The 25,913-nt window shown below is 45.5% G+C and carries 34 protein-coding genes; 16 read left to right on the plus strand and 18 right to left on the minus strand.

The genetic code is table 11. The features are described 5' to 3' along the window. Positions 1-197 precede the first annotated feature (197 nt). On the plus strand, positions 198-1,127 hold the full coding sequence (locus P2A85_RS22345; protein ID WP_377475571.1) for a phosphoribulokinase: 930 nt from the start codon (positions 198-200) through the stop codon (positions 1,125-1,127). Between the two features lie 233 nt (positions 1,128-1,360). Here the strand turns inward: P2A85_RS22345 and P2A85_RS22350 are convergent, their stop codons facing one another. Beyond that, positions 1,361-1,546, minus strand: coding sequence for a hypothetical protein (locus tag P2A85_RS22350; RefSeq protein ID WP_340525833.1), 186 nt, complete (start codon positions 1,544-1,546; stop codon positions 1,361-1,363). A gap of 110 nt (positions 1,547-1,656) precedes the next feature. Here P2A85_RS22350 and P2A85_RS22355 point away from each other — a divergent pair, with 110 nt between their 5' ends. After that, positions 1,657-2,637 carry an ABC transporter ATP-binding protein gene (locus P2A85_RS22355; protein WP_377475572.1) on the plus strand — a complete coding sequence of 327 codons (981 nt, stop codon included), beginning with the start codon at positions 1,657-1,659 and terminating at the stop codon, positions 2,635-2,637. A gap of 216 nt (positions 2,638-2,853) precedes the next feature. On the opposite strand, the gene P2A85_RS22360 is transcribed toward P2A85_RS22355, so the two are convergent. Next, the gene (locus P2A85_RS22360; RefSeq protein ID WP_377475573.1) at positions 2,854-3,555 is read right to left on the minus strand and encodes a Uma2 family endonuclease; all 702 of its coding nucleotides are present in this window, start codon (positions 3,553-3,555) and stop codon (positions 2,854-2,856) included. A gap of 420 nt (positions 3,556-3,975) precedes the next feature. Next, a complete protein-coding gene (locus tag P2A85_RS22365) occupies positions 3,976-5,637 on the minus strand; it encodes an NB-ARC domain-containing protein (protein WP_377475574.1) in 1,662 nt (553 codons plus the stop codon). A 377-nt stretch (positions 5,638-6,014) separates the two neighbouring features. Between P2A85_RS22365 and P2A85_RS22370 the strand changes: the two genes are divergently transcribed. Beyond that, positions 6,015-8,351, plus strand: coding sequence for a choice-of-anchor K domain-containing protein (locus P2A85_RS22370; protein ID WP_377475575.1), 2,337 nt, complete (start codon positions 6,015-6,017; stop codon positions 8,349-8,351). Positions 8,352-8,501: 150 nt separating this feature from the next. Here the strand turns inward: P2A85_RS22370 and P2A85_RS22375 are convergent, their stop codons facing one another. Both P2A85_RS22375 and P2A85_RS22380 read right to left on the minus strand, forming a co-directional pair. Then, entirely contained in the window at positions 8,502-8,894 is a 393-nt protein-coding gene (locus P2A85_RS22375; protein ID WP_377475576.1) for a type II toxin-antitoxin system VapC family toxin, read from the minus strand. Next, positions 8,895-9,146 (minus strand): DUF2281 domain-containing protein, encoded by a 252-nt coding sequence (locus P2A85_RS22380; protein ID WP_377475577.1) that lies wholly within the window; start codon positions 9,144-9,146, stop codon positions 8,895-8,897. 18 nt (positions 9,147-9,164) lie between these two features. Here P2A85_RS22380 and P2A85_RS22385 point away from each other — a divergent pair, with 18 nt between their 5' ends. Further along, entirely contained in the window at positions 9,165-9,296 is a 132-nt protein-coding gene (locus P2A85_RS22385) for a hypothetical protein (protein WP_377475578.1), read from the plus strand. Between the two features lie 28 nt (positions 9,297-9,324). Next, positions 9,325-9,858: a hypothetical protein gene (locus P2A85_RS22390; protein ID WP_377475579.1), complete on the plus strand. Its 534-nt coding sequence runs from the start codon at positions 9,325-9,327 to the stop codon at positions 9,856-9,858. Between the two features lie 363 nt (positions 9,859-10,221). Here P2A85_RS22390 and P2A85_RS22395 read toward each other — a convergent pair whose 3' ends face one another. Then, positions 10,222-10,767 (minus strand): transposase, encoded by a 546-nt coding sequence (locus P2A85_RS22395; RefSeq protein WP_340526324.1) that lies wholly within the window; start codon positions 10,765-10,767, stop codon positions 10,222-10,224. Between the two features lie 1,060 nt (positions 10,768-11,827). Here P2A85_RS22395 and P2A85_RS22400 point away from each other — a divergent pair. After that, entirely contained in the window at positions 11,828-12,124 is a 297-nt protein-coding gene (locus P2A85_RS22400) for a hypothetical protein (protein ID WP_377475580.1), read from the plus strand. Between the two features lie 91 nt (positions 12,125-12,215). On the opposite strand, the gene P2A85_RS22405 is transcribed toward P2A85_RS22400, so the two are convergent. The 7 genes from P2A85_RS22405 to P2A85_RS22435 all read right to left on the minus strand — a co-directional run bounded on the left by P2A85_RS22405 (position 12,216) and on the right by P2A85_RS22435 (position 14,445). Then, positions 12,216-12,620 carry a type II toxin-antitoxin system HigA family antitoxin gene (locus tag P2A85_RS22405; protein ID WP_293271219.1) on the minus strand — a complete coding sequence of 135 codons (405 nt, stop codon included), beginning with the start codon at positions 12,618-12,620 and terminating at the stop codon, positions 12,216-12,218. After that, on the minus strand, positions 12,604-12,903 hold the full coding sequence (locus P2A85_RS22410; RefSeq protein WP_333365540.1) for a type II toxin-antitoxin system HigB family toxin: 300 nt from the start codon (positions 12,901-12,903) through the stop codon (positions 12,604-12,606). Before P2A85_RS22410 ends, P2A85_RS22405 begins: the two co-directional genes overlap by 17 nt. 78 nt (positions 12,904-12,981) lie before the next feature. Then, positions 12,982-13,182, minus strand: coding sequence for a hypothetical protein (locus P2A85_RS22415; RefSeq protein WP_377475581.1), 201 nt, complete (start codon positions 13,180-13,182; stop codon positions 12,982-12,984). Positions 13,183-13,335: 153 nt separating this feature from the next. Continuing rightward, positions 13,336-13,671 carry a DUF5615 family PIN-like protein gene (locus P2A85_RS22420; protein WP_377475582.1) on the minus strand — a complete coding sequence of 112 codons (336 nt, stop codon included), beginning with the start codon at positions 13,669-13,671 and terminating at the stop codon, positions 13,336-13,338. Continuing rightward, the gene (locus P2A85_RS22425) at positions 13,655-13,978 is read right to left on the minus strand and encodes a DUF433 domain-containing protein (RefSeq protein WP_377475583.1); all 324 of its coding nucleotides are present in this window, start codon (positions 13,976-13,978) and stop codon (positions 13,655-13,657) included. Before P2A85_RS22425 ends, P2A85_RS22420 begins: the two co-directional genes overlap by 17 nt. Positions 13,979-14,006: 28 nt before the next feature. Beyond that, on the minus strand, positions 14,007-14,246 hold the full coding sequence (locus P2A85_RS22430) for a hypothetical protein (RefSeq protein WP_377475584.1): 240 nt from the start codon (positions 14,244-14,246) through the stop codon (positions 14,007-14,009). A 4-nt stretch (positions 14,247-14,250) separates the two neighbouring features. Beyond that, entirely contained in the window at positions 14,251-14,445 is a 195-nt protein-coding gene (locus P2A85_RS22435; protein ID WP_377475585.1) for a hypothetical protein, read from the minus strand. Between the two features lie 34 nt (positions 14,446-14,479). On the opposite strand from P2A85_RS22435, the gene P2A85_RS22440 reads away from it, so the two are divergent. Together P2A85_RS22440 and P2A85_RS22445 are read left to right on the plus strand one after the other, a co-directional pair. Continuing rightward, the gene (locus P2A85_RS22440; protein ID WP_377475587.1) at positions 14,480-14,683 is read left to right on the plus strand and encodes a hypothetical protein; all 204 of its coding nucleotides are present in this window, start codon (positions 14,480-14,482) and stop codon (positions 14,681-14,683) included. Beyond that, positions 14,680-14,952 carry a type II toxin-antitoxin system RelE/ParE family toxin gene (locus P2A85_RS22445; protein ID WP_377475589.1) on the plus strand — a complete coding sequence of 91 codons (273 nt, stop codon included), beginning with the start codon at positions 14,680-14,682 and terminating at the stop codon, positions 14,950-14,952. The genes P2A85_RS22440 and P2A85_RS22445 overlap by 4 nt, the downstream gene beginning before the upstream one ends. A gap of 214 nt (positions 14,953-15,166) precedes the next feature. Here P2A85_RS22445 and P2A85_RS22450 read toward each other — a convergent pair whose 3' ends face one another. Further along, positions 15,167-15,400: a hypothetical protein gene (locus P2A85_RS22450; RefSeq protein WP_377475591.1), complete on the minus strand. Its 234-nt coding sequence runs from the start codon at positions 15,398-15,400 to the stop codon at positions 15,167-15,169. Here P2A85_RS22450 and P2A85_RS22455 point away from each other — a divergent pair. From P2A85_RS22455 to P2A85_RS22465, 3 genes are all read left to right on the plus strand, one after another. Further along, positions 15,390-15,734, plus strand: coding sequence for a hypothetical protein (locus P2A85_RS22455; RefSeq protein WP_377475593.1), 345 nt, complete (start codon positions 15,390-15,392; stop codon positions 15,732-15,734). The two genes, P2A85_RS22450 and P2A85_RS22455, sit on opposite strands and share 11 nt — an antisense overlap. Before the next feature lie 3 nt (positions 15,735-15,737). Further along, positions 15,738-16,133 carry an HNH endonuclease gene (locus P2A85_RS22460; protein WP_377475594.1) on the plus strand — a complete coding sequence of 132 codons (396 nt, stop codon included), beginning with the start codon at positions 15,738-15,740 and terminating at the stop codon, positions 16,131-16,133. Positions 16,134-16,335: 202 nt separating this feature from the next. After that, on the plus strand, positions 16,336-16,485 hold the full coding sequence (locus P2A85_RS22465) for a hypothetical protein (protein ID WP_377475595.1): 150 nt from the start codon (positions 16,336-16,338) through the stop codon (positions 16,483-16,485). Between the two features lie 166 nt (positions 16,486-16,651). Here the strand turns inward: P2A85_RS22465 and P2A85_RS22470 are convergent, their stop codons facing one another. Further along, positions 16,652-17,305, minus strand: a complete 654-nt coding sequence (locus P2A85_RS22470; RefSeq protein ID WP_377475596.1) for a Uma2 family endonuclease — start codon at positions 17,303-17,305, stop codon at positions 16,652-16,654. Positions 17,306-17,331: 26 nt separating this feature from the next. Here P2A85_RS22470 and P2A85_RS22475 point away from each other — a divergent pair, with 26 nt between their 5' ends. Then, positions 17,332-17,463, plus strand: coding sequence for a hypothetical protein (locus P2A85_RS22475; protein WP_371116019.1), 132 nt, complete (start codon positions 17,332-17,334; stop codon positions 17,461-17,463). Here P2A85_RS22475 and P2A85_RS22480 read toward each other — a convergent pair. Further along, the gene (locus tag P2A85_RS22480; RefSeq protein ID WP_377475597.1) at positions 17,460-18,473 is read right to left on the minus strand and encodes an adenosine kinase; all 1,014 of its coding nucleotides are present in this window, start codon (positions 18,471-18,473) and stop codon (positions 17,460-17,462) included. The genes P2A85_RS22475 and P2A85_RS22480 overlap by 4 nt on opposite strands. A 129-nt stretch (positions 18,474-18,602) precedes the next feature. On the opposite strand from P2A85_RS22480, the gene P2A85_RS22485 reads away from it, so the two are divergent. The 4 genes from P2A85_RS22485 (at position 18,603) to P2A85_RS22500 (ending at position 21,975) form a co-directional block, all read left to right on the plus strand. Next, complete coding sequence (locus P2A85_RS22485; RefSeq protein WP_377475598.1) at positions 18,603-20,135, plus strand: AAA family ATPase; 1,533 nt, start codon at positions 18,603-18,605, stop codon at positions 20,133-20,135. Between the two features lie 149 nt (positions 20,136-20,284). Further along, on the plus strand, positions 20,285-20,608 hold the full coding sequence (locus tag P2A85_RS22490; RefSeq protein ID WP_377475599.1) for a hypothetical protein: 324 nt from the start codon (positions 20,285-20,287) through the stop codon (positions 20,606-20,608). A 208-nt stretch (positions 20,609-20,816) separates the two neighbouring features. Then, complete coding sequence (locus P2A85_RS22495) at positions 20,817-21,611, plus strand: YdcF family protein (protein ID WP_377475600.1); 795 nt, start codon at positions 20,817-20,819, stop codon at positions 21,609-21,611. Positions 21,612-21,741: 130 nt separating this feature from the next. Further along, entirely contained in the window at positions 21,742-21,975 is a 234-nt protein-coding gene (locus P2A85_RS22500) for a hypothetical protein (RefSeq protein ID WP_377475602.1), read from the plus strand. Between the two features lie 560 nt (positions 21,976-22,535). Here the strand turns inward: P2A85_RS22500 and P2A85_RS22505 are convergent. Both P2A85_RS22505 and P2A85_RS22510 read right to left on the minus strand, forming a co-directional pair. Continuing rightward, complete coding sequence (locus P2A85_RS22505) at positions 22,536-22,769, minus strand: ferredoxin-thioredoxin reductase variable chain (RefSeq protein ID WP_377475604.1); 234 nt, start codon at positions 22,767-22,769, stop codon at positions 22,536-22,538. Positions 22,770-23,036: 267 nt separating this feature from the next. Next, positions 23,037-25,805 carry a DUF3536 domain-containing protein gene (locus P2A85_RS22510; protein WP_377475606.1) on the minus strand — a complete coding sequence of 923 codons (2,769 nt, stop codon included), beginning with the start codon at positions 25,803-25,805 and terminating at the stop codon, positions 23,037-23,039. Positions 25,806-25,913 lie beyond the last annotated feature (108 nt).

Here is a 25,913-nt window from a genome sequence, read left to right on the forward strand (position 1 = left end):
CTTCTTGCTTCTTGCTTCTTGCTTCTTGCTTCTTGCTTCTTGCTTCTTGCTTCTTGCTTCTTGCTTCTTGCTTCTTGCTTCTTGCTTCTTGCTTCTTGCTTCTTGCTTCTTCCTTTCTTAGGCGATCGCATCGAACACAATTTTGATAAGATTTAAAGTTTACAACAAAAATTAGTATTGTTTGGCGGGGGAAAAACATGAGCGATCGACCAATCATTCTGGGTATTGTCGGAGACAGCGCAGCAGGCAAAACCACCCTGACCAAGGGAATTGCACAAGTATTGGGACCAGAAAATGTCACCATTATTTGTACGGATGACTATCACCGCTACGACAGGACGCAGCGGGCACAAATAGGGCTCACAGCATTGCATCCTGACTGCAATTACCTCGACATCATGCAACAGCACCTAAGTCTGTTACGTACCGGTCAAGCTATTCTCAAACCCATTTATAATCACAGCACAGGTACATTTGACCCCCCGGAATACATCAAGCCCAGCAAATTTGTGATAGTGGAAGGTTTGCTGGGTTATTCAACTCGTGCAATCCGCGATTCCTATGATGTAAAAGTGTATCTTGCTCCCCCAGAAGAACTGCGAACTCAGTGGAAAGTTAAGCGCGATATTATGAAGCGTGGCTATACTGAAGAACAGGTACTCGCGGAAATGAAAAAGCGGGAAAATGATTCCGAAGACTTTATTCGTCCCCAACGCAAGTTTGCTGATGTTGTCGTTACTTTTTACTTACCAGAAGAGGACAATGAAGTAAATTTGAGCGTCCGTTTAGTGCTGAGACCGACCATTCCTCACCCAGATTTCACTGAGATTTTAAGCCAAGGTAGTGATAATTTTAAACCCGCCATTCGCTTAGAGCTCGATCGGGATATGGGCAAACCCGTTGATGTCTTGGAAATAGACTCCCACGCTACTAGCGAACAGGTACACGAACTGGAAAAGATTTTGTGTAATGAAATGCCACATTTACGAGGCTTTTGCTCGACCGAAGGCAATTCTGAAATTGGTAAACTTGTGGGTACAACTGGCGAAGTTTTGCAAAGTTACCCGTTAGCTTTGACTCAACTTTTGATTGCTTATCACATGATTAAAGCAATTCATTTATATTAGTTGTTAGTTATTTGCGGTGCCCTGAGCGTAGTCGAAGGGTTATTGGTTATTTGTTATTAGTGGTTATTGATTTTGTTGTTTCTAGTCAGTGGTTCCAATTCCCATTGCCAATTATAACAACTGCCAATGCTCTTGATGCGCTTTCCTAATGGCTCCGTCTTCACAAATAACAAATAACCAATAACAAATAACCAATAACAAATAACCAATAAAAAATAACCCATAACCAATGACTACCCTAGCCAAGTAGGGTTAGCAGTCGCTAATTGCTGAATTTCCACTGATACTGGCAACTGACTTTGGGGTGCGGGAACCATTTCGCCTCGGAAGTCCAGGAGAGTGACGAGCAGCAAATAGCCCAGTGCTAATACTATAGAAAACACTCCGGTGATAATAGCAATAATTTTTGAACGTTCCATATTCAGTAATAATTACGTAAAGCTACTATTAGCTTAACATTAAAAAGAGGAATTATTACAGGAATTATGCAATATAATATAATCAGGTGCTACTTATTTATATGACGAAAATGGAACCTCTTATAGATGCGCCAAATCCCATCGAGATGCCCGTCGCAGCCCCTGTGGTGGAAACATTTAATCTGGGGAAGTTCTACCGTACCGGCTTCTGGATGAACCAAAAAATTGAATCGCTGAAAAATTGTACTCTGACTATCTCTGAGGGCGAAACTTTCGGGCTGTTAGGACAAAATGGGGCGGGGAAAACTACCCTGCTGAAAACTTTGCTGGGTATAGTGCGGCCTACTTCTGGTAGGGGGCTGTTGTTGGGGAGGCCTTTGGGCGATCGCGCTGTGAAGCAACGAGTTGGCTATTTGCCAGAAAATCCCTATTTTTATGATTATCTCACGGGCTGGGAATTTATGCAATTTGCAGCGGGTTTGTTTCAAATTCCGCCGTCGATTCAGCGACAGCGAATTCCGCATTTGCTAGACTTAGTTGGGCTAGCTCAATCGGCGGCAATCAAAAAGCAATTGCGGCAGTATTCTAAGGGTATGCTGCAACGAATTGGCATGGCTCAAGCTTTGATTAATAATCCAGAGGTGGTATTTTTAGATGAGCCGATGTCGGGTTTAGATCCGATGGGACGCTATCAGATGCGGGAGATCATTTTATCGCTCAAAAGTCAAGGAAAAACGATTTTCTTTAATTCTCATATACTTTCAGATGTGGAGAAGATTTGCGATCGCGTGGGAATTTTGGCCAGAGGTGAGTTAATCTGTATTGGGGCGATCGATGAACTATTGGGTAATACTAAAACTTACCGGGTTGAAGGTAGGGGAGGCCATTTGAATATTCTGAAAAAATGGATACCGGATCTGGAAGTTGATAATGATGTGTGGTACGGTCATTTGCAGGGCGATACGAAGCAGTTTATGTCTAGTCTGAGTGCTACGGGAGGGCAGTTGATTGGCATGAATTTGGCTAAGCCTAGTTTGGAAGAGTTTTTTATGCAGCAACTGGAAGAAAGAGGGATTTATTCGAGTAGTTGAAGTTGATAAAGTCGATGGTTGAAAATATGTTGTTGAAACCAAGAAAACCCGGCGGTTGAAACCGCGTCTACACAAACAATGTCCGCCTGCGCGGACTAGATAAACGGGCTATGGGGCCCGTTTGATTGGGGCAAGACTTCGATCGCAATTGTTCCAGTAATGCGATCGGGATTTATTTGACTCATATCAACCTCGCTACTCTATCAAGAAAAATTGCTAAATTGTATCAGGGTCAATATTTAATTCTCGCAGTTTTGCCGCTAGGCGATCGGCACGTTGTGTCTGTTGTTCGGCACGTTGAGTCTCTGTTTGAGCCACCTCTTCCGGGCTGGGAATCAGTTCTCCTGCTGTTGTGAACAAACGCAATTTTTGGTCATGTATTCCCAGATATAAATCTAGTTGTTGACTGAATAAATGTCCTTGGGACTTTGGTTCCAGCGGTTGGTATTCACCATCGACTAAATGAAACCCAGCCAATTCTAAAGTATACGGATTGAACCAGAAATAATCATGGGTGCGAAACGTATTTTGATAAAGTAGTTTCTTGAAACCTTTATCAATTGCCGCTGTTGTTGGCGACAGAATTTCGACAATTACATTAGGATATTTGCCATCTTCTTCCCAAACAGCCCAACTTTTACGAGCTTTTCGTTCTGTTCCCAAAACTACAAAAAAGTCTGGTCCTCGACACAATTCAGATTTAAGCTGGCGGGGACTGTAGTAGATGGTAAGATTGCCAACAGCATAGAAGTCATTTCTATCTTGCCACAGCCATTCTAAGCATTGCAGCAATAGGATTATTTGTCGGAGATGAAGTTCGGTTTCCACAGGAGGTTCGTCACTATATAAGTCACCTGGGGGAAAGATAACATTTTGTGGGATGTCTTGGGAAGGGGGTAGTTCTTGAACTGCTGTCATGACTCTTGGGTAGGGGTTAAGAGGCTTGGTATTTATTTTAGCGTTGGAGTGCGATCGCTCTCGATCATTTTAACATTATAATGTCAAGCCGACAGTCTTTTTTGTTTGTATCGAAGTTTAGATCCCCCCTAACCCCCCTTAAGAAGGGGGGGACAAGAGTATTTCTCTTTCGTCCCCCTCTTCTTACCTTAATAAGGGGGGGACAAGAGTATTTCTCTTTCGTCCCCCTTCTTAAGGGGGATTTAGGGGGATCTAGACTTCGCATAAAAGCGACATTTATTGTGGGTTTCAGTCTTAATTTGTCACCAATGCCCTATTCCCAATTCCCAATTATATAAAATCCTCTCTTCTCTTCCTTCTCTTCCTTCGCGTCCTTCGCGCCTTCGCGGTTAAATCATTCCTATACAACCGGAGTTGATATTATTTCCGTGCTTCCGTTAACAATTGCAACTCTAAATTTCCACATACCAACTCTGCACAATTCCACTGCCGCAAATGCTCACAAACTTCAGAAATAATTGCATTTGCTGCATCTAAATTTCCCGCCTGACGCGCGTGATAGTGCGCTCTGACTAATGGCTTAATGTCCTCGATATCTTGCCATTCCGATTTTGGTTTGAGGGGAATACTGATATAATAATTATAGGCTTGGCTGTGGGCGGTACGCAGATTGTCAGGATTTTGACTTAGCAGATACTCACCCTTTTCTCGAACTAGGGGATGCAACTGATAGGATTTGAGGTGGCGATCGTAATATAGCAATTGCCGGCGCTTGAGTGCCTGAATAATGTTTTCTTTGAGTTCATATTTGCTAACTTCTGGCATTTGCGCGCTAATTCCGGCAAAAGATAGGGGATATTCTGAGGTTTGATAGACAGAAATTCGGCTGAGACAAGTTTGTTCGCCGTCGCCCAGACGCGCTATCATTTCATCAATTAATCTCTCAATATCTCGAATCAGCAACCAGTCTCTCTGGTGTAAAAAATTCCCGACATTTCCTTGAAACTCGGTATCATCTCGAATCAAGGCTGCTACGAGTTGTAATGCTTTGGGATGTCCTGAATAGCGATCGCCCATTTCCGCTAATTCCTCTGCATTTGCAGTCAGATCAAAAGATTGCAATAGGGAAATTGCCGCATCTCGATCCAATCCGTTGAGCTGGATTTCGCGGGTGACAGTTGGCGGCAATTCGGCTAAGCTTTCGCGACTGGTAAATATAATTTTGCTTTGATGTTCTGTTTCTAATAGTTGTTTGAATAACCAAGCATATTCTGCACAATCTTCGGCGAAATAACCGGCGGCTTTGGCTTCTCCTGCTTTCAAAAGTGTGTCGGCGCGATCGAATACAATTAAGCAAGGTTTTTCTCTGAGGATTTTTATCAGATTTTCGGTTTTTTTGAAGTAGTCATTTTGAGGGTTGACGGCTGTGGTAATGTCGCCGTTGGAGAGGGTGAATAGCAGGGAGTCAATTGTGCGATCGCAGGGGGGTGCTTTGCCTGTTGCGGATTGCAATGATTGCCAAGCGGCGCTGGTGAAGGGGGTATTTTCGGTGTGGAGTTGGCGAATTAGTTGGCTGATGAGGGTGGTTTTTCCGATTCCGGGTAATCCGACAATTGAGATGGCGATGGGAACCCCCCCCAGCCCCCCCTTGGTAAGGGGGGGAGCAAGAGTGGGCGATTCGTTGGTAAGGGGGGGAGGAGTGATTAGGGTTTTTAAGGTGTCGATTTCTTTTGTGCGCTGTACCCAATTCCTGACGGGGGGTAAGTTTTCTGGGAGGGGGAAAGTGCGATCGGTTTGGTTGTCTAGGGGGATATCTGCGATCGCGGCAGCTAAAAGTAATTCTGTTTGCTTGATATCATTGCGCTCAATAATATCTTCCCAGTTATTGATTCCTACAGCTTTGCAAATATCGATAAATGTTTCGCGTCGAATTCGGTTTTGCGCCCAAAATCTCCTTAAAGTGGCTTTTGAAGTTAGAGCGACTTTGCACCAGGTATCCTCACTTTTATTCCATCCGAGATTGCGTCTTACCATGTCAATGATTTTTAGCCCTTCTTCAGATGCTCTGAGCAATCCTGCCATTAGTAGTCCTCTACGGAAACTCTGCCTTAGTAAAGAATGTTACACGATTTGGTGAGCCGAGAAGTGAGCCAAATGAGCCAAATGAGCTAAATGAGCCTTTTTTGCTGAGCCAAATGGTGAGCCGTTTTGCCCTATGCAGGTTCAGGATTCTGGAGTATTGTGAAGTGATGTGTCTGGTTGTCAGCTACGTTTGACGGTAAATCTGGCGGGCGATCGGGCATACAGCTTATCTGCTGTTGGGACTAATGTAAAGTTTTGTTACAAAAACAGGGCGATCGGCATAAAAAGCAGATGAACGTCCTGATAAGTATTTAGGAAAGCTTGCTAGGCGGGCTTTGCTGGTTTTGACGCAACTATATTTTTGAGGAGATGGGATTATGGTTAATGTGAATTTCAATGTATGGGGTAAGGAGAGAATAATTGAATCTACTCCTAGCACGCTGGGAGCAGATAGTTCCGCATTAAGGTTTGCTAATCCAGTTGGGCTCCTTGATATCGAGGAGCCATATGGAACAAATCCTGATGAAAATACCTATGTAATCATTCATGGATATCTGAACCAGGGTGGTAATATTGACACAGGTGGTAATCTGAATAATCAATTTGAACCTCAAGACTGGATGTCAGAAAGGGCTAAGGCTCTTCGAGAAAAAGATCCTAATGCTAATATTATTCTAGTAGACTGGGAGGATGGTGCTATACCACAAGCAGGCATTCCACTACTTCCAAACCGACCTACGATTCCTTTACCTAATACTTATAATCAAGCAGCCATTAACACAAGAGAAGTGGGAGATCAACTTGCTCAGTATCTGAAAGTACGGAATCTTGACTCAAACAAAATAGAGCTTATGGGTCACAGTTTAGGCGCTCATGTATCAGGTTTTGCCGGCGCTAAATATAAAGAACTCACAGCCAAGGAACTAAATCGCATCACTGGTTTAGACCCAGCAGGGCCTAATTTTGAAACTAGAGACACAGGGAAGTTTACACCAGTGATATCGCGAGGTGCTTTTACACGGCTCCCTGTTCTGGAGCCAGTACCACCCAGCGATCGCTTAGATCCAGATGATGCTAAGAGAGTAGTAGTTCTTCATACAAGCAAGACTTTAGGACATGATGATGCAATAGGAGACTTTGATATCTTTGTCAACTGGAATTCTCTATTCCAGCCCGGTAAATTTAGAGCCGATGAAAATCATGGCTACGCGAATGAACTATACACAGAATTAATAAAAAGAAAGAATTTTCCTCAGCAGGATGGAACCAAGCTTGATTTACAGAGGTTATATTCTCAGGAAACTGGTAGAATAGATGTAGTTACCAATAGGCAAGATTTAACTGGTTTTACGAATGGTAAATTTGGAGATGGTGGGAATAAGTTCAGTTTAGGAACACCTGAATTTGCAAGCTTTGTACAGTTTGACGGTACTAATTTTAGTACAGGAACAGACAGTAACTTTACCATTGGTAAATTAACGTACCAAAATGGAGAAAATGATGCAGGTTCTGAACCGAAAGGAGATATTCCTCTTAATATTACTCTGTCAGTTACCCAACCAGAAAGCAACACGCAAACCTTTAAGTTTGTAGTCAAAAACCAAGTTACAGTAAACTCGACAGGCGATGCAGTTCTGGATGGTGACAGGCTTCTTTTTTCAGGTGCGGGTTTATCCAAAGATAGGATTAAAGTTGCTGGTGTTGAATATACCCTCGATCTGTTTGGTTTTACTTCAGATGGTGGTAAAAGCACTGTAGGTCAATTTGACTCACCAGAAGATACCACTGCTACCGCTACTTTACTCGGTAAAATTGTCCCGGTGACTATTTTTACTCGTATAGGAGATTTTACTGGTATACGAGAGGGAGCAAAGGAACTTGGAAATAAGTTTGGAGAGACTTGGAATGTTTATAACAACACAATTGCTGATACAAAAAATGCTTTTTTGAGAGGTCTAGTTTACCTCTTGCCAAAAGATTCAAGAACAATAAGAAGTGCCAGCCAAGTCAATCCCCCAACAGATACGGGAACTACATTTCAGATTACTCAAGCAATAATGGCTGAAAATCCGGGAGGTGTGCGAGGTTCTGATAACAATGAGAAAATCTTAGGATCGCCTGTAACTGATGTAGTATTCGCAGCCAGAGGTGCTGATACTATCGAGGGTGCTGTTGGCAATGATTACCTGCGAGGCGGAAAAGGAAGCGATCGCATTTTAGGTGACGATGGCAACGACATTCTCAACGGCAATGAAGGTGATGATTTCATCTCAGGAGGCCCTGGTAATGATTTAGTGCGGGGTGGACAAGGCAATGATGAAATTTTTGGCAATGACGGAGACGATATTTTAATCGGTGAAAAGGGAACTGATCGGCTAACTGGTGGCAGCGGGACAGATGTTTTTATCTTGAGAACAGATACAGGTATAGAGGAAACCAATCCTGCTACTGCTGATTGGTTACTTGACTTCAATGCGAGTGAAGGCGATCTAATTGGCATCAATGGAGGCGTACCGATAGATATTCTCACTTTCACCCCTACTGAGGTGAATCAAGATGGCATTGCAGACACTATTATCCAATACACAGAAACGAATGAAATTTTTGGTGTCTATACAAACATCTTTGGTGTCGTCATCAACACGCAGCCAGACATTGTGAAAAATGCCTTATTTACTATACCCCTGAACGACCCAATTACTCAGATAGGATGACGCTGTAGGCAAGTTACCCCATAGTTCCGTTACAGCACTATTAAGAAGTGCGATCGCCCTTACGACCAAAAGCGCGATCGCCCTTCTGTTATGCTAAATTTACTGTCTCAAACCATTGACCAAAGACAAGCCGCACTTGATGCCACACATTCAATACCAGTCGGCGATCGCAAGTCCAAAAACTCTCGAAAACTCCTTGACATTGTGAGTAACAAGAGTTGCCTGCAAAGCTAAGGCTGTCCCTGCAATCAAAACATCCATCGGACCGATCGGAGTACCTTGTTGCTCCAATTGGGCGCGGATTGTGGCAGCAGCAACAGCAGAATCGCGATCGAAAGGAATAAGATTAACTCGGCTCAACAGTTGATGAAGTTGTTCGGTACGCTTTGCAGGCGAAGTAGATTTAGCAATACCCACTTGCAATTCAAACAGGACGATCGTGGAAATTCCAATTTCTTGAGGAGATACATTGGCAAAATTTTGGGCAACTTGTCCTTGTCCTTTAAAGTAGTAGATTAATGTGTTTGTATCCAAAATATACATCTAGAAGCTCTCCCGCAAGATGTCTTTCCCCGACTCAGCACGAATCTCTTCCAGAGTAGGAAAGTCTTCTGCCCAAGTTCCAGCGAGGGAATAAACCAGTTCCTGCCAAGGAGTTAAAGAATCTACTGTATCGGTGGATTCGTTCGCATTCAGGTACTTGGCACGAATAAACTCAGCGAAAGTGAGAATTTCGCTAGCTTGATTTTGGGGAAGATTTTTGACGATCGCATAAATCTGTTCAATAACAGTCATAATCTGATTATAGATAAAGTGCTGTTTAGCTTTATTTTAGCAATTATAATCGGTTTAGTTCCACAGGCGATCGCCCTTTACGACAAAAAGAGCGATCGCCCTCTAAAACAATCCCCAACACCCACACATCCCCACAACCACCTTCCTTAAATCCCAACCCTCTCATAGACCTTGAATCATGATTAAACTAAAATTCAAAATATTAGGAGCACTAGCCTTAATCGGTGCAATTGGCATAGAATGTACCAGCCTAGTCAAACCAGCCGCTGCACAGACCGCTGCATCCCTAGCCTATCATCTCAAACAAACAGGTGCTAAAATGTACGGCGCTTTTTGGTGTCCTATGTGTCAAAGACAAATCCAAGTTTTTGGAGATGCTTTCAGCCAAGTTCCACATATTGAATGCTACCCCAACGGTGGAAATGGTGCATTGAATCCGCAGTGCGAGAAAGCTGGAATTCAGGGCTATCCTACATGGGTAATTAATGGTCGCACCTATCGCGGTTTGAAGTCTATTCAACAACTAGCTGAAATATCTAACTACGGTACACCTTCAAACACCAACGACAAAGTAAAAATATGTGACTATAAAGCCGACCTGATTTTCTATGAAAGAAATCCTCAAATGTTGGGTCGGAAAATTTCTAGTTCTCAATCTAGTTTAGCTAATGAATGGTCAGGAATTAGAAGGAATATTCGGGGATGTCAGTAACCCACTAAAGCCTTAGTATTTGTAGGGGCAATCCCCCCGTGGTTGCCCATGTTTGCCACAACAAGAGCGGATGTAGGGGCAATCCCCCCGTGGTTGCCCATGTTTGCCACAACAAGAGCGGATGTAGGGGCAATCCCCCCGTGGTTGCCCATGTTTGCCACAACAAGAGCGGATGTAGGGGCAATCCCCCCGTGGTTGCCCATGTTTGCCACAACAAGAGCGGATGTAGGGGCAATCCCCCCGTGGTTGCCCTAGGCCAGGGCGGGCACGGGGGCACCGCCCCTACATATCGGGTTGGGCACGGGGGCGGGCGGGCACGGGGGCGGGCGGGCACGGGGGCGGGCGGGCACGGGGGCACCGCCCCTACATATCGGGTTGGGGATGGTATTTTTCTAAATGCAAAGGTTCGTCTTCCCAAGCGATTGGATTGTTGAGGATATATTCACGAATTTTTTCGCAAGATTCCTCATCCCGGATAATATGTTCGTGATAGTTACGCTGCCAAAATTTTTTGGGAAATGGTGTCCAACCTAAGTTGGCAACACCATGTCGGTATTTAGCAGTTGTCAGTGATTTGAAGCGCTGAACCACATCTGGTAATGTCATGGGTTTCTTAGGAATAGCGCCAGAAATATTGTCTGGCATCAAAACAATAATTCCGTGAAAATGATCTGGCATTACCACAAAAGCATCGACTTCTACACCTGGATAATTCAACGGCAATTCATCCCAAATAGTTTGCACCATCAGCCCTGGTTCGCTCAAATATATTTGGTTATTGCGGATTTCTCCTAATGTATGTAAACCATCTTTAATACAGATAGTGACAAAATAAGCTCCCGCTTGAGAATAATCATATCCCTTGAGGCGAATAGAACGCCGATGATGTTTAGCAGCATCGTACTTCATGATAATTCGATTGTGATGTCTATTCGATTGTACCGTAGGGGCGGTGCCCCCGTGCCCGCCCCATCCGATGCGTAGGGGCGGTGCCCCCGTGCCCGCCCCATCCGATGCGTAGGGGCGGTGCCCCCGTGCCCGCCCCATCCGATGCGTAGGGGCGGTGCCCCCGTGCCCGCCCCATCCGATGCGTAGGGGCGGTGCCCCCGTGCTCGCCCAACCCAACGTAGGGGCGGTGCCCCCGTGCCCGCCCAATCCAACGTAGGGGCGGTGCCCCCGTGCCCGCCCAACCCAACGTAGGGGCGGTGCCCCCGTGCCCGCCCAATCCAACGTAGGGGCGGTGCCCCCGTGCCCGCCCAACCCAACGTAGGGGCGGTGCCCCCGTGCCCGCCCAATCCAACGTAGGGGCGGTGCCCCCGTGCCCGCCCAACCCAACGTAGGGGCGGTGCCCCCGTGCCCGCCCAACCCAACGTAGGGGCGGTGCCCCCGTGCCCGCCCAACCCAACGTAGGGGCGGTGCCCCCGTGCCCGCCCCATCCGATGCGTAGGGGCGGTGCCCCCGTGCTCGCCCAACCCAACGTAGGGGCGGTGCCCCCGTGCCCGCCCAACCCAACGTAGGGGCGGTGCCCCCGTGCCCGCCCAACCCAACGTAGGGGCGGTGCCCCCGTGCCCGCCCAACCCAACGTAGGGGCGGTGCCCCCGTGCCCGCCCAACCCAACGTAGGGGCGGTGCCCCCGTGCCCGCCCAACCCAACGTAGGGGCGGTGCCCCCGTGCCCGCCCCATCCGATGCGTAGGGGCGGTGCCCCCGTGCCCGCCCCATCCGATTGTAGGGGCGGTGCCCCCGTGCCCGCCCCATCCGATGCGTAGGGGCGGTGCCCCCGTGCCCGCCCCATCCGATGCGTAGGGGCGGTGCCCCCGTGCCCGCCCTGGCTGTGGAAACGAGGGAGGATTGCCCCTACATATTTGGTACGATCGCTCTAACCGTGAGAGGATGGCTGAGCACTCAATCTTTTGCAGAACAACAAGACTTTGGCATTAGAGTTATTATAGCTTTCGGAGGAACAGTTTAATGCTGACTCTAGATATCCAATCAATCCTCAATTCTATTCCCAATGAAATTAGCTGGCAAGACATCGTACAGTTTGAAAAACTAGACGATCGCGTTAGCATTGCTAATGACCTTTGTGCTAACATTATTGGTGTCAATGAAAGTACGATCGAATGGTGTCCCAATGAAAATCCTCCCGATCGTTTAGAACAACTGGTTTGGTGGTGGGTTGTGCGTCCAGATTTAGGAGCGGCGATTGCCAAAGAAGCTCCTCAAGAACTCAAAAATATTATCAGTCAATACATTTTGCAAAATTGACAAAAACCAGCGCTCGTCTGTGGTTCAAAAAAATGCGATCGCCCTTACGACAAAAAGTGCGATCGCCCTTAATCCCCACTACATCCATCAGCTAATTAGTAAATAAACTCGGCTCTACATGAAACAAACTACCCAGAATCAACGCCTGCTCTTTGCTGAAATATCCCTCACCGTTAACCAGTTGATATACTCCTTCTTCAGAGCCAATAATTCCCACTAAATCCGCAGGTTTTAGCGATCGCTGTTCCATCAAAAACAACAACAGTGAATGAGGGGTAGCCGTTGCTCCCGGTGCGTAGTATTCTTGCTCAAATTTTTCAATCAATGCAATCAACAATTCATATAACTCATCTTCTTCAGGAGTGCGATCGCGACGGTGCATCAACTCTTCCACCATTACCAAAGCTTTTTCATTCTCAGCTTCATTTCTAATTATTTTAGGCTGATACTGAGACAATAACTCTTTGTATTTATCTGGATTAAAAATAAGGGTCATTTTTCCATTTTTCCTTATCATATTCAGCATGAGTAAAAATGTATTTGATATAAATTAACTGGCTTTCATAATCGATACTAACTATCAATCGGTAGTTGTTACCTTTGATATTGAAAACCGTAAAACCTCCCACGGCTTCAGCTTTAGGGAAAACAGATTGCACTTCAACTAAATTTGACCATTTAGCTTTGCTAGAAATTTTAAACCAGTTATCCAGGGCTTCCCGACAATCAGCATGACTTTCGCTATATTCACGCATCCGTCGGTAGCTGATTATGTGCATATGCTATAGATAATTTCAACTAAACTTTATCTTAGCTAAGCTAATTTTTTTTGTCAAGTAAGCGCGATCTGAGGTAGCTTATTCCCATTGTTCCAGTTCCTCGAATGGTAGCGGTTCAAAAAAAGCATCACCGAGTTTTCCCGTCAGTAAACTAGGGGTGCGGGGCTGTGGCTGTTCTCGTCCTAATCCGAGGCGAAAGTAGTGAATCAAGTCATAGATTGCTGCGAGTTTATCTTCGGGAATGTCTTGTAGTTCTTGAACGATCTTCTCAATTAGCATAAATCAAACACTCCAATAGTTGCTGGTTAATCGGGCTACAAGAGTTGCAGCTTTGTCTATTATGACTCATCCTACAGGGATACAAGCCCGCGACGAGATAAGTGCGATCGCCCTTACACCAATAATTCCAAAAAGTTCGATCGCCCTTCGCCCTCACAAATACTCTACCATTCCAACCATCTCTTCAGGCGTGTAGATTTCATAGATTAAAATCAACATTTCTATTACTTGTCCGATCGAACGACTGCCTTGTTTAAAATAAATTATACCAGGATAATCGTTACTCATACCAGCCATAACTAGAAAGTCTCGATCCTGAGTGACAAGCACTCGCTGCTGTTGTCGAACAAATAACCACTGCTGCTCGTCCGTCTTAGTTCTTAATCCTGCTTCTACCGTTGTCGTCACATCAATACCATAAAGACGTAAAGCCCTAGCAATGTCTCGATCGATATGCTCATCTAAATGAAATCTAATTTTCCGACTCACGTTTTAGTTCCTTGATTTTTGCTTGCAACCTCCCTGGTTTTTGACGCATAAATTCATCTACAAAAGCATCATCTTCTGCCATTTGTCGGTCAATTTCTTGGCGGTGGTCGTAATAATAAGCCATAGCGTCATAAACTGCTGCTACAAGCAAATCATATTTAGTAGCAATTTCTAAAAGAGCATAACCCATTTTTAGGTGCATCACCATCACATCTTGTACGGCGATTCTCGTCCCAGCAATCCGGGGTTTCCCGCCTCGGATTCCCGGTGTCATTTCAATGTGTTCTACGCTTACTGTGGTTGTCATGATTTTTTATGATGTACAGCATCAGACATTAAATATCCTGACTGGGGAAGTCTCCCCACATTTGACGGCGAACTTCCGCAATGTCGGAATCACTAATATCAACTCCCCGCCACAAACCCCGTAAAGACTTGCGGCGTACAGGCTTTTGTGCCAATTCCCGCTCGATTTTGGGAGCTACGCGCTCGATCGAACGCACTTTGTCCACCAAATTTAGCTGCTTTACCAATTTGAGAACTTCTTCTAAAGTAACGGCTGTTTGTGATGCCATCTTTTTACCCTAGATATTTTTTCCAGTCTATCACACTTTGGGAGCGATCGCCCTTACCTCCTCCACATCCATCAGAGTGCATCTGCGATCGAAAAGATCGCCCTTTACGACAAAAAGCGCGATCGCCCTTACCACAAAAAGTGCGATCGCCCTTAAAATCCGCATCAACAAACAAAATATAATGTGTTATAATTGACAAAAAATCAACCGATCGAGCTTTACTGACAAAAGCTATGAAAATAGAAGACTATCCACTTGCCAAAGAATTAATATTCGATACCGAAGGCAACATCAGTCAAGTCATTCTCAACTATACCGACTATCAATATCTCCTAGAGGCGATCGAAGATAGGGGACTTCTCCAAGCTATGCGCGAAGTAAAAGATGAAAAGTCGTTAAGTTTGCAGGAAGCACTAGCAGAACTGGAAAAAGAATGAAAGTTGAATATCTGCCGAGTTTTTTAAAGGATTTAAAAGCTCTTAAAAGTGCGCCTGTCTTCGAGCAAGTCAAAGCGATCGTTTTTGAGGAAATTCCCAACGTTACCGATTTACAGACAATTATTAACTTAAAAAAATTAAAAGGTGATGACAATGCCTATCGGTTGCGAGTGGGTGACTATCGAATCGGTTTTTATTTTGATGGCGAAACTGTTACTTTTGTGAGGGTTCTCCACCGGAAAGATATTTATCGCTACTTTCCACCATAAAGCAGAAATTAGTCTTAATTTGGGATACCAATTACCGATATTGTGTACGCCTTACGAACTAATAGGAGGTTAATTCATGTGGCAAGATGAGATCGTGGAAAAAATCCACCTAATTCGTGAAGAACACGCCAAGTCCTTCAACTACGACTTGGATGCCATGTTTGCAGATTGGCAGAAGAAGCAGGCTGAAAGTAAAAGGGAGATCATCTCAAAATCACTCAAGCCACGCACTCAACCCACTCCTATTTCTGGTTAAAAAAGAGCGATCGCCCTTACACCAATAATTCCAAAAAGTGCGATCGCCCTTACCTCCTTCCACATCCATCAGAGTGCATCTGCGATCGAAAATATCGCCCTTTACGACAAAAAGTACGATCGCTCTTCCTCTTAAAGCCTTAAAATAAGTAATAGCTTCTGTACTTTGAGGGTTTATAACAGTGACAACCATCACCATTGAAGTTCCCGACGAGCTCTGTGAGCAACTCGCACTCTTGGGCGAACTGCCAGAACTCCTGCGCCTGTGCGTCGAACAGCCAGTATTGCCATCTCGCACCTACCGCTATATTTTAAACTTTCTTGCTAGCGCGCCCACAGCAGAAGAAATCGCAGCCTTCCGTCCCACTCCTGAAATGCAAGAACGCCTGCGGATATTGGTAACACGCAGCAAAGCTGGTGAACTCACGAACGCAGAACAAGCAGAACTAGATGAATACGAGCGGATTGAACATCTAGTAATTATGCTCAAAATGGGCAACCTACCTGATCTCACCCGCCAATCTTGATTTGTGACTTATATTTCTGCTACCCTTCGCCGATATATTGAAGAACGCGCTTCCTACTGCTGCGAGTATTGTCTGCTGGGAATTTCTTTGAGTTTCTTCCCTCACGAAGTTGACCACATAATTGCTCTAAAGCACGGAGGTACAACTGATGGAGATAATCTCGCCTTGGCTTGCTGGCGGCGCAACCGATATAAAGGGACAGACCTCGGTTCTTTCGATCCCCAGACTAGCGCTTTTAGTTTCCTGTTTAACCGCCGGACGCAGAACTGGCCCGAACACTTTACCTTGGATGATGACAGGATTATTGGCTTAACTCCAGAAGGGCGCACAACTGTCAATTTGCTACAGCTTAACAGCGATGAGCGACTGGCAGAACGCAGGCGATTCCCTTCGGGATAGCTTCGCTTCACGCTCTCTAGTTCATAATAGGGCGATCGATACGCACTACGACTAAAGAAACCGGGTTTTTACTGAATCTGTTGGCTTCGGCGAAGTATTTTCGCAAAAACCCGGTTTCGCTTGCCCTATGAGTAAGTCATAATACAGATAAATCGCGCTTTTATCTATCCGCATCCATTCCGTTTATCTGCTGTTCAAAAAAGTGCGATCGCCCTTGATCGCAAAAAGTGCGATCGCCCTTCATCACCCACCTCTATTTCTGGTTAAAAAAGCGATCGCATTCCTTAAAATTTTGGCAGGTTTTGCTAACAAATTTATACTTCTACTGTTGAGCTATCGAGCGATCGCCTGACTCGATTCAATCTTTGCAGGCGAAGCTGTTCTGCCAGCATCGCATTAATCTCTCCTAATTCTAAATTGACTTCTTGAACCGTTTAGATGTTTCTGGATCGGGGATGCGCGGTTGTTTATTCATGGCAAGTTATATTCCATCTTAACTTCTTCCATACAAAGCTCCCTCACTCCGCCAAAAATTCCCTAACTTTTTCCCGAAACAAACGTACCGCCGCCCTTTGCCCGATGGTTTTACTTTGCTCTATCAAACCCGGAATTTCTGCGATCGGCAAAAACCCAAAAGCCAAACTATTCTCCCTCTCCTGATAACTTCCCTCAACCAATTGATACACTACAAGAGATTGATTGCGATATCTCCAGATTTCAGGAACCCCCAGAGCGGCATAAATTGAGAACTTATTCAAAGAAGAACTGGTGTAGTCTGATTCTACCACTAAATCCGGCGGCGGATCTGCGGGTAAATTAATTTCATCTTTATCTCTAACTAAAGATTCATTTTGAATGTAAAAACAAGTATCCGGTTCAATAGCACGAGTTAAATCTTCCCGTTCTAAAGTCAACGCACCCAGGCTCATAGCTTCTATTTCTAACTCATCTGCTAAGGCTCCAATAAATAATTCTAGCATGACTTTATGTCTTTCATGTTTAGGTAATGGCATTCTGATTTCTAAAACTCCTTCAGCATAAGCAATTCTCCACGCTCTACCATCGCCGACATCGGACATGATCGCTTTAAATGTTGACCATTTAATGCCTGTCAAAGTAATTAGTTTTTCCTCGCTACTTTGTTGAGGAGGAGTCAATGTGGTTGTTACCATAGGAGGTATAATTAGTTAAGCTTTGATTGATTTTAACACACCCTTCTCTCATCTGCATCCATTGTGGCACGGGCCAAAAAGCCAGTGCCATAGATCGATTTCAAAAAGGGCGATCGCCCTTGATGACAAAAAGTGCGATCGCCCTTTTCAATTCCTAATTAGAAATCACCTGACTCAAAAGATGAGCCTGAGAACCCTCAAGACGAGGCCCATAAACCTGCACCACCAGAGAAGCTAAAAAATTGCCCCAACGAGCGGCTTGTACAGAGTTCAAACCATTAGTAATCCCAAACAAAACACCGCCAGCAAAAGCATCGCCAGCACCCACAGTATCGATCGCCTTTACCGGAAATCCAGCCACATCAACAATCTGTTTATTTTCCACAACAACGCAGCCCTTATCCCCATTAGTAATAAAAGCCAAGTCCGAAATTTCGCTCATTTTCCGAGCACACTCCTCCAAAGATTCCTCCTTAAAAAAGCTGCGAACTTCATCAGCATTGCAAAAGATGACATCGCAATATTCCGAAACCACCTTGTGAAAATCATCCGCAAATCGATCGACCAAAAAGCCATCAGAAAAAGTAAAAGCCACCTTCACGCCCAGGCGCTTAGACTGTTCCATCGTTTCAATACTAGCCTTTCGCGGATCGGGAGCATCCCACAGATAGCCCTCAACATAACTATACTTGCAATGAGATAGGCGATCGACATCAATATCCGTCGCCGCCAGAGTAGTAGAAACCCCCAAATTAGTACACAAAGTGCGTTCCGCATCAGGAGTAGTCAGCACCACACAAGTACCAGTAGGTCCGTTAGACTCAGCAGGATGGACGTTAAAATCAATCCCCGCCTCCAGCAAATCTTGCCGATAAAATTCGCCATTAGTATCCTTAGCAACCTTCCCTGAATAATAGCCTTTACCACCGCTCTGAGCCACACCAATCATCGTATTCGCGGCAGAACCCCCCGATCGCATTTGCAGCGAAGTATGCTCCAAATCGTGCAAAATCCCCCCCTGGATTTCCGAATCCATCAGCGTCATCCCCCCACGATTCAGTCCGTGTTTGAGGACAAAATCATCTTCCACTAATGCTAAGATGTCTACGAGGGCATTGCCCACGCCGAACACATCCACGGAACCCAAATCTTGATTGTTTTCAGTCATCGCTAAATTTTGGTTGACACTAATTATCAACTTTATAATAAATCGGCTTCAAGTCAACATAGATTTTCTTTAACTTGAATCAAAAACCAAAAATCTTTCTCAGATTCCCCTCTAAAATCCCAAATCAATATGACTTTCCCCCCTTTGATTCAGCAAATGTTGCAGCCAGGATTTTATCCCCACAGAGTCACAGAACCGGTGCAGTTAATTCAGACTCACATTTCCTTTGTGTTCCTGACCGGAGAATATGTTTACAAAATCAAAAAAGCAGTCTATTTTGGCTTTTTGGATTATTCAACCTTAGAGAAAAGAAAGCATTTTTGCCATCAAGAATTGCAAATGAATCAGCGAACAGCAGCGGAAATTTACCTGGAAGTTTTGCCCATTGTTCAAATAGGCGATCGCTTTCAATTTGCCAAGGATGCAGGAGCGACAAATTCGGCTGAAATTCCTGTGGAATACGTCTTGAAAATGCGGGAATTTCCCCAAACTTCGCTGTTCCTGAGTTTGTTGGAACGGGGAGAGTTGACGGAGGAATTGATGGCAGACTTAGGGCGGGAAGTTGCCAAATTTCACGGCACTACACTTACCAATAAGTATATCAGCAAATTTGGCGAACTCAACCAAATTCGCAAGGCAATAGATAATAATTACCTGATTTCGCAAAAATATATCGGTGGGCCGCAGACTCAAGCACAATATCAGGAAACCAAAAATTATACAGACTCATTTTTTGCCGAAAATCAAGAGTTATTTAACCGCCGAATAGCCAATCATCAAATTCGCGAATGCCACGGAGATTTGCACTTGCGAAACATCGCATTCTGGCAAAATAAAATATTGCTATTTGATTGCATTGAATTTAACGAGCCTTTTCGGTTTGTAGATGTGATGTACGATATTGCCTTCACCGTGATGGATTTGGAATCGGGGGATCGCCGAGAATTAGGCAATGCTTTTCTCAATACTTATATTGAAGAAACAGGGGATTGGGAAGGAGTGCAAGTGCTGCCACTATACTTAAGTCGTCAAGCTTATGTGAGAGCAAAAGTAACTTCCTTGATGTTGGATGATGCTAGTATTTCAACTGCTGACAAAACGCAGATTTCACAGACAGCAGCTCATTATTATAAACTGGCTTGGGAATATACAAAACCGCGTCAAGGAAAGTTAACTTTAATGTCAGGTTTGTCCGGTGCTGGTAAGAGTACAGTGGGTCGATATTTGGCTCGTCACACCGGTGCAATTCACCTTCGTTCCGATGCTGTTCGCAAACATTTAGGTGGAATTCCTTTACATGAGCGGGGCGGGCAAGATTTGTACTCGGATGAAATGACTGCCAAGACCTATGGTAGATTGTTAGAGTTGGGGGTAATGTTGGCAGACAGAGGTTGGAAAGTGATTTTGGATGCCAAGTTCGATCGCGCTTCCTGGAGAACAGATGCGAGCGATCGGGCTCAATCTCACAATTTGCCACTGGAAATCCTTTACTGCACTGCGCCAATAGAAGTATTGCGAGAACGTCTGCAACGGCGCAAGGGCGATATTACTGATGCGACAGTAGAACTATTGAATTCCCAGCAAACAGCCTTTGAACCATTCACAGAATTTGAGCAAAGTTATGTAAAAATTATAGATACAATGTCAGACATTAAGCTATAATAGACATTGCCAATAATTATTGTGGAACCAGCAGAATGTCTGTTCAAATATGGCGTTTCTGCGGAAGTCTAAGAGAACCCATTGATTTTAATTTGATGCTAATCTGGTGAATATCTTTCCGTTATATTAGAAAAAGGACTTGCAAGCCGATGCCAAAATTTACTAGAGATTCCAAGGGGTTTAACCCCGCATTGATTTGGTTTGTGTTATTTACTGTGTGCTTTCGCTTAATAGGCTCTACTTTGCCCATAAGTATTATCTTCGGTCTGGTGGGAGGTGGAGCAGTGGGTTTGTTGGTAGCTTGGTGGCATAATGAACTGGTACTCAACCCCAATAAACGTCCCAAGGACAAACCCTCTGATGCTATCCTGAATAAAGAAGTAGTAGAAACCGGTGGCAAATACGGTAAAGGGTCTAGCCGTCAAGCTTCTACATTACTGGGCTGGTTGTCAGCACCAGAGGATAAATTTTGATTTTTAGTACAAGTCTAGGACTGATGCTAAATGGCACAGAACTATCGATTTTTAGGGTGTTCTACTAATTTGAGGATGAACGAATTATTCATGGTTTGTCGATAGTAGAACACCTTAATAATTGTGGTGACACTGATAGACATCCCTCAAAAAGGTGGTCTTGAACAGGGTGGATGGCCTGTTCCACAAGCATGATTGGAGAAGTCGAATGTTTGTATTTCTGTCAAAGCTACTACCACTGTTTATCTATCCTTTGGGGTTGAGTTGCTTGTTAATGCTGGCGGCTTTAATCATGGTTTTGCAGCGTCGGAAATGGTCGGCTTTGCCAATGGCTGTGGCTGTAATTATTTTACTCTTGGGAAGTAGCGGTTGGGTTTCCAAGTCTCTAGTTAAATCCCTCGAATGGCAAAATTTACCAACAACAGAATTGCCCCAAGCTGATGCTATCATTGTCTTGGGTGGTGGTGTCAAAGCTGCTTTACCGCCACGGCCTTGGGTGGAATTGGGCGAAGCTGGCGATCGCATTATTTACGCTTCCCGACTTTATCGTCAAGGAAAAGCCCCTCTGTTAATTCTCAGTGGCGGTAGAGTAGAGTGGAAAGGTGGCGGAGCTCCCGAATCGGCAGATATGGCAGAAATCGCCCAAACCAACGGCGTACCTGCATCAGCAATTCTCCAGGAACCCGATTCACAAAATACCTATCAAAATGCAGTAAATGTGCGAAAAATCCTGGATGCTAAAAATATCAAAGGCCCGGTTTTGTTAGTAACATCGGCGATGCACATGACTCGATCGCTCTTAATTTTCCAGCGTCAGGGAATAAAAGTAATTGCCGCGCCCACAGATTTTCAGATCACCCAACAGGATATGGCAGCTTCTCAAAGCAATTGGCAAGCAGTGATACTAAATTGTCTACCGGATTCCTATCAGTTACACCAGTCAACCACAGCTTTGAAAGAATATATCGGCTTAATTGTCTATCGTCTGCTGGGATGGCTTTAGGGGAATTTTAGATTTGGGATTTTGGATTTAAGATTAATTGAACCGCGAAGGCGCTAAGGACACGAAGGAAGAAAGTGTGTTAGTTTAGAGTAATTACAGCCAATCTTTGGCATAATCGCCCCAAACAATTATGTTGCCTCACGAGTTGCAAGGTATTGTCCCAGAATCCACTCCCGCGGCCGAAAGTTTACAGCAAAACCAAATTGTTCGCGATTTTTATTCCGAAGTTAAGTACCGTCAAGAACTAGAACAACACTGTCAATGGTACTATGCTACAGCGAAACAGCATCAACAGGAATTGCAGAAAATGCAGGGAGATTTTAATATTTTTGGTTGGTTTTGTCGGGCTAGGCATAAAAAGTAAGAATTCATATCAATTCCGCTTGCAACGTCAGGATGGAGGAGACGGCAATGCCGTTTCCCTACCCAATCAATTCTAGGGAAACGGCACTGCCGTGTCCTAATTTCTAGACTTCAGGAGGAGACGGCAATGCCGTGTCCCTACCCAATTAATTGTAGGGAAACGGCATTGCCCATAGGTGTCAACTTAAGGTCAAACCCAGTCAGAGACTGCTGTTTGACTATTAAATCTAGATCCCCCCTAGGGCGTGTTTTCAAACCCAAAGATCCCCCCCAGCCCCCCTTAAAAAGGGGGGGGAAAGAGTCTTTAAGTCCCCCTTTTTAAGGGGGATTTAGGGGGATCTAAATCTTAAGGAGTAGTTTGAAAACACGCCCTAGCCCCCCTTAAGAAGGGGGGGATAAGAGTCCGATCAAAGTCCCCCTTCTTAAGGGGGATTTAGGGGGATCTAGACTGGGGTGAAAGCGACATTTATCAAGAATTTCAGCCTTAAGTTGACACCAATGGGCATTGCCGTGTCCCTACCCAATCAATTGTAGGGAAACGGCACTGCCGTGTCCTAATTTCTAGACTTCGGCAGATATCAATTCAACCTCGTCTTCTCTGAGATGAGTTTTAAATTTTTTGTCAAACTGTACTAAAATCGGCCAATTGGCACTGACAGGTCTACCGTGCCATTCTTTAACGATGGCTACTACTTCTCCTTCCATATCCTTGACATCAAATGGTTGATTGCGATTTTGAGGATGGTGGTAGACAACAACAGAGTTTTTAATGCAAACGCGATCGCCAACTTTCATAGGTTATAAAATTTAGTGTTCTTGCTTCACAACTTTGCAAAGCTTACTTAAAACTTGTATGCTTTGCGAACTGTTTATTCATCTTCTCACAGAAGCTGAACTAAAATTTAAAGTTGGGTGGGGGCGGGTTTACGAGATTGTGGGTTTTAGGCAATTATTTCGGTGAACCGGTACATTTGAATTTACCGTTGGGGGCGGGCGGGTTTATTGAGATGGTTGATTCTTCTTATATATTGTTGGTGAAACCCGCCCCTACAGGATGTGGGGTTAATCGGAAAACGATCGCCCTAATTGATCCAACCAACACTCAACATCAACCGCGAGGGTTTGACCCAACTCCAGCAACTGTCGAATCACAGGCAACTCCCAGCCACTCTCTGAGTCAACGATATCCAATTTGGTAAGGTCGATCGCACTTTCAGTCGTGGGAGCTGCTTGTCGTTGCAGCCAGCCCAAACACAGAGGCACAATTTGACTGTGCATCGAATCAACATACAATTCTTGCGATCGATCCAAACACAAATCCAGCCCCAGCCGATTACCCACAGCAATCAAACGCTCAATGCTGCGAATATCAACTTCCAACTCAACAGGAGACAGCAGTGTGACATCAGAACCCTCTTGTAGCAGCGCCTTCAGAAACCGATAAATCAACTTTTCCAAAATGTGCCTGACTTCAGGAACCTTCAGCCGACAGCGGAGATGGCTAGCTTCTGTCGAAATTGCTTCGATTTCCGCCAGCAGGGAATCCCCGTCAGCCGTTTCCTGTTCCAGGGCCTTGGCCGCCGTCAAACAGCGGTGTCCCAAGGCCACTTCCGCGGCCACCTGCAACTCCATAGGGACGATCAACTCGTCGCGGTGGAAGGCCATCATCACCCCGTAATTTTCCCGGTAAACCTGAGTGTAAAGCTGATCTAATCTGGTCAAATTTTCCTGACTCAGCAGCCGGACAATCCGATGACGTTCCTCAGCGAACAAACTCCGCAGGCTAAAGGATTGATCCCCGAACAGGCGAACCATTTCGAGAATGGCGTGGGCTGCGGAAGCTTCTTGCAAAACCGCAAACAGCCGTTCTTTGAGCATGGTGTAAGACCGGCGACTACCGAAAGGCTGAATGCAGCAGTGGAAGTCCCAGCCGCCAAGGTAGAACGCCGCAAATACAAACACTTCGGTTTCCCGTGTAATTTCTGAGGTTAATTCCAGTTGACCTACGGCCAGAGTCATGGAGCCCATGCGCTGAATTTGGAAATCTAGCTGCTGGGCCAGATAGCAGTAAACTCGTTGTTCGCGGGGATATTTGGCAAACAGGGAACTGATGGCGTAGTGGGCTGCAACTTGTTTGAGACTGACTTGGGCGGTGGTGACAAGTTGGCGATAGACTTCTGCACCTGTTCTGAAGCATTCCACATTACTTGGTACTAGGTTAAGTCGATCGACAAAATCCTTTTCTAGCTGGACACCAGTCACTTCCCCAGCTAATTCCAGCGCACGGGCTGCGTAGCGCAAAATCTGCACGCCTTCGGGGCGGGATATTTCTTCAAAAAACCAGCCGCAGCTAGTGAACATTAACAGGGCGTGGCGCTGCATTTCCAGCAGTCGCAGGGCGTCTACTTGTTCGGCGGCCTCTAGGGGGCGAACTTGATGTTTGGAGAAGAATTGGTCAATGTTGGCGGTGGATCGATCGCCTATAACATCAATATATTCATCTCGCGCCGCCCAGGGATCGCTAAACAACTTGCGCCCCGCTTCCTCATAAATTGGTATGAGTCGATCGCGCAGCCAATTTAGAGTATCTCGCAAAGGTCGGCGCCATTTGAGGTGCCATCCGCCACCACCACCGCAGCCACAATCATCTTGCCAGCGATCGACCCCATGAGAACAACTCCAAGCTGTCACTGGTTTGAGTTCCACTTCCCAATCGCTAGGATTTTGGCTTAAATAGTGAGCAAAATTCGTCACCGTCCAGCCGCGGCGGGGAAACTCTTCTGTGAAAGCGTAGGCTAGGCATTTTTCGGTGCTATTTTTGTGGTGTCCGAAGGTTTCGCCGTCGGTGGCGACGGAGATTAATTGAGATTTTCGGTGGTCCCCCCGCACGGCTTGACCCAAGCGCCCAGCCAGGTGGTTGCTGCTGCTGAGAACATCATTAAAGCCCATATCGCGCGAGATTGGGCCATCGTAGAAAAAGATATCGATGTAGGGAGTATTAGTTGTCGGTTCGGAATTGTGCCCGTTGGCGCGACTCAAATTGTGACTGCTAAGGGGGGAGAGTTGGTGGGAAACTGCCAGCCGCAGTTCTGGTTTCAAGTAGCAGCGGTAGGGGCGAGTCGGATCGATTTGACCTCCCCCGACTTCGCGCCATTCGGGATCGCTATTGTCATGGCCTGGAAGTTGGCGGCAGCGTTCGGCTTGGGAGGGGGCGAGGACGATGAAGCGAATGCCCTCAGCTACCAAAACTTCGAGGGTGGCGTAGTCTACCGCAGTTTCGGCCAGCCACATTCCTTCGGGGGCGCGATCGAACCGGGAACGGAAATCTGCGATCCCCCAGCGAATTTGGGTTTGTTTGTCTCGCTCGTTGGCCAGCGGCATGATGATGTGATTGTATACTTGGGCGATCGCGTTACCATGACCATTGAGTCTTTGACAGCTTTTGCGATCGGCTTCCAGAATCCGTTGATATACTTCCTCGTCGTAGCGTTCCAGCCAACTCATCAGGGTCGGCCCGATGTTGAAGCTAAGATATTCGTAGTTATTGACGATCCCCGCGACTTCGCCGCGATCGTTGAGGATGCGCGCAAAGGCGTTGGGGCGATAGCATTCCTTGTCTATGCGTTCGTTCCAGTCATGGAAGGGATGGGCGCTGGCTTGGCGTTCGATCGCATCTAGGTAAGGGTTTTCCCGTGGTGGCTGGTAGAAGTGACCGTGAACCGTCACGCATACTCCTGTGGCTGTAGCCACCATGTTTTGGGTTCCGGCCGTTGTTTCCCGTGTGTCGGAGAAACTGAGCCGATCGGATTTAGTCTGAGAAATGGAAACCATTCGATCGAATCCTCAAGTAGTTTAAAGACAACAAAAACCGCAAAATTAATTGCAGAAACTTTTGACAGCGCCCGTTTGAGCGTCAGGTATCTGTCGGGGCTAATTTTT

The sequence above is a fragment of the Microcoleus anatoxicus genome (assembly GCF_042465725.1).
GTDB lineage: Bacteria > Cyanobacteriota > Cyanobacteriia > Cyanobacteriales > Microcoleaceae > Microcoleus > Microcoleus anatoxicus.